The 2881-nt window shown below is 60.8% G+C and carries 3 protein-coding genes and 1 pseudogene; all 4 read left to right on the plus strand.

Features of this window, described 5'->3' with window-relative positions; all coding sequences use genetic code 11:
• Positions 1 to 152: pseudogene (locus tag AC1DT3_RS16900) on the plus strand (Fe-S cluster assembly protein SufB); the annotation flags it as partial.
• Between the two features lie 113 nt (positions 153 to 265).
• Positions 266 to 1018: a Fe-S cluster assembly ATPase SufC gene (gene sufC / locus AC1DT3_RS16905; RefSeq protein ID WP_477466397.1), complete on the plus strand. Its 753-nt coding sequence runs from the start codon at positions 266 to 268 to the stop codon at positions 1016 to 1018.
• 1 nt (position 1019) lies between these two features.
• Entirely contained in the window at positions 1020 to 2333 is a 1314-nt protein-coding gene (sufD, locus tag AC1DT3_RS16910; protein WP_477466398.1) for a Fe-S cluster assembly protein SufD, read from the plus strand.
• Positions 2334 to 2430: 97 nt separating this feature from the next.
• On the plus strand, positions 2431 to 2881 hold a 451-nt coding region (locus AC1DT3_RS16915), incomplete at its 3' end, for an aminotransferase class V-fold PLP-dependent enzyme (RefSeq protein ID WP_477466399.1).

Below are 2881 nucleotides of genomic sequence, written 5' to 3' on the forward strand. Positions count from 1 at the left end.
TCTATTGCCAGCAGCGCGGCCTTTCGGCCGAGGAGGCGACGGCTCTGATCGTCAACGGTTTCGTGAAGGATGTGCTGCAGCACCTCCCGATGGAGTTCGCCGTTGAAGCCCAAAAGCTGATCTCGATCTCCCTCGAAGGCAGCGTCGGTTAATTCAGGAACAAGGCGTGGATGTCCGGGGCAGGCCTGGGTGTGGCGTTAGGGCTCGATGCCCGTCATGGCTGGATGCGATCCGGCCGTCCATTGCGAAACGAATGGAATTCAAAATGCTCGAAATCAAAAACCTCGTGGTCCAGATCGAGGACAAGGTGATCCTCAACGGGCTCAACCTGACCGTCAACAAGGGTGAGATCGCTGCCATCATGGGACCCAACGGATCGGGTAAATCGACCCTGTCCTACGTCATCGCCGGCAAGTCGGACTACGAAGTCCTCGACGGCGAGATCCTGCTCGACGGGGAAAACCTGCTGGAGATGGAGCCTGATCAACGCGCCGCCGCCGGCGTGTTCCTGGCATTCCAGTATCCGCTGGAAATTCCGGGCGTCGCGTCGATGACCTTCCTCAAGGCCACGCTCAACGCGCAGCGCAAGGCGCGAGGCGAGAGCGAGCTGACGACGCCCGACTTCATCAAGCGCGTCAACGCGGCTGCGACTCAGCTCGAGATCCCAAAGGATATGCTGAAGCGCGCGCTCAATGTCGGGTTCTCCGGCGGCGAGAAGAAGCGCATGGAAATTCTGCAGATGGCGTTGCTGCAGCCGTCCTTCTGCATTCTCGACGAGACCGATTCCGGCCTCGACATCGATGCGTTGCGTATCGTGTCCGAGGGCGTGAACGCACTGCGTTCGCCGGAACGTTCCTTCCTCGTCATCACCCACTATCAGCGCCTGCTGAACCACATCGTGCCGGACACCGTGCATGTGATGTCGGCCGGACGCATCGTGAAATCGGGCGGTAAGGAATTGGCGCTCGAACTCGAAGCCAACGGCTATGCGGATTACAGGCAGAGCGAGGCCGCCTGACATGGCTGAGATCACGTTGATGAAGACACCCGCGGAAACGGCGCTGGTGCAAGCGTTCGAAAGCGTGAAGACGACGCTTCCCGGCGCCGCGGAATCGCGCGCCCAGGCGTTCGAGCTCTTTGCCGAGCGCGGATTGCCTCATCGCCGCGTCGAGGAATTCAAGTACACCGACCTTCGCGCTCTGATGCGCGAAGTCGCCCCCTTTGCGCCCGCACCGTCCGCACAGGAGGCCAAGACGGCGTTGCAGAACGCGAAAGCGTTGAGCGGCGTCGACGCGCTGGAGATTTCCTTCGTCAACGGTCATCTCGTGCGCGAAACTCTCGACCTCGGCAAGTTGCCCGAAGGCATCGAGGTCGTGCCGCTGACCGATGCTTTGGCGAATGGCCACGAATGGCTCAACAAACTCAGCCCGATCGAATGGGCGCGCAAGAACCCCGTCTACCAGTTGAACTCCGCGTTCATGGCCGATGGCGTGATGCTGCGTCTTTGGGGCGACGTCGAGAAGCCGGTTCATCTGCGCTTCGTCACGTCGAGCACGAGTCCGGTGGCAACGGCGACCCGTGTGCTTGTCATCGTCGAGCAGAACGCCTCGGCGACGCTCTTCGAGACGCATGAAAGCACCAATGGCGCGGCCCACCAGCCCAACGATGTGGTGGAACTTCTCGTCGGGGATCACGCCCAGGTCAACCACATCCGGTTGAATGCCGAAGGTGACCAGACGCTCGCGCTGTCCACCGTGGCGGTGAAACTCGGTTCGGATGTCTCGCTCAAGACTCTCAACGTAACCGCAGGGGCCGCTGTTTCTCGCCATCAGATTTTCGCGCTCTTCAGCGGCGAGAATACGAAGGCGCAGATCAATGGTGCGACGATGCTGAATGGTCGTGAGCACGGCGATACGACGCTCGTCGCCGAGCATGGCGCTCCCAATTGCGAAAGCCGCGAGCTTTTCAAGACCGTGGTCGATGACGAAGGCACCGGCGTCTTTCAGGGCAAGATCATCGTTCCGCATCATGCTCAGAAAACGGATGGCCGTATGATGTCCGCCGCGTTGCTCCTCTCTGAGGGAAGCGCGATGAACAACAAGCCGGAACTCGAAATCTTCGCTGACGATGTGCAATGCGCGCACGGAGCCACGTGTGGGCAGCTCGACGACGACCTCCTGTTCTACCTGATGGCGCGTGGCCTGCCGAAGAAGGAGGCCGAAAGCCTTCTGATTCAGGCGTTCTTGGGCGAAGCGATCGAGGTCGTCGAAAACGACGACGCCCGCGAAGCGCTGATCGGCGTCGTAGAGAATTGGCTGCACGCGCGGGGGTAACGCCTATGTCATGGCCGGACTTGGGTCCGGCCAACCTTGCCTTACGTCTGCGATGAACAGAGGCCGGGTATGACGCTGACGGGATGAAGGCTCAATTATGAACGCACCTTTCGCAGCCCCTTACGACGTCGAGGCAATTCGGGCCCAGTTTCCGATTCTGTCGCAGCAGGTGTACGGCAAGCCGCTCGTCTATCTCGACAACGCCGCGTCGGCTCAGAAGCCGCGCGCGGTGATCGATGCAATGGTCAACACCATGGAGACCGGCTACGCGAACGTGCATCGCGGCCTGCACTACATGGCGAATGCCGCGACGGAGGCATTCGAGGCGGCGCGCGAGAGCGTTCGGGAATTTCTGAATGCGGAATCCGTGAACGAGATCGTCTTCACCAAGTCTGCCACGGAAGCCTACAACCTCGTCGCGGATTCGTTCGGGCGCATGGCGATCGGGGAGGGGGACGAGATCATCCTCTCGATCATGGAGCACCATTCCAACATCGTGCCGTGGCACTTCTTGCGCGAGCGCAAGGGAGCGGTGATCAAGTGGGCGC

Source organism: Microvirga sp. P4_G7, assembly GCF_056401005.1.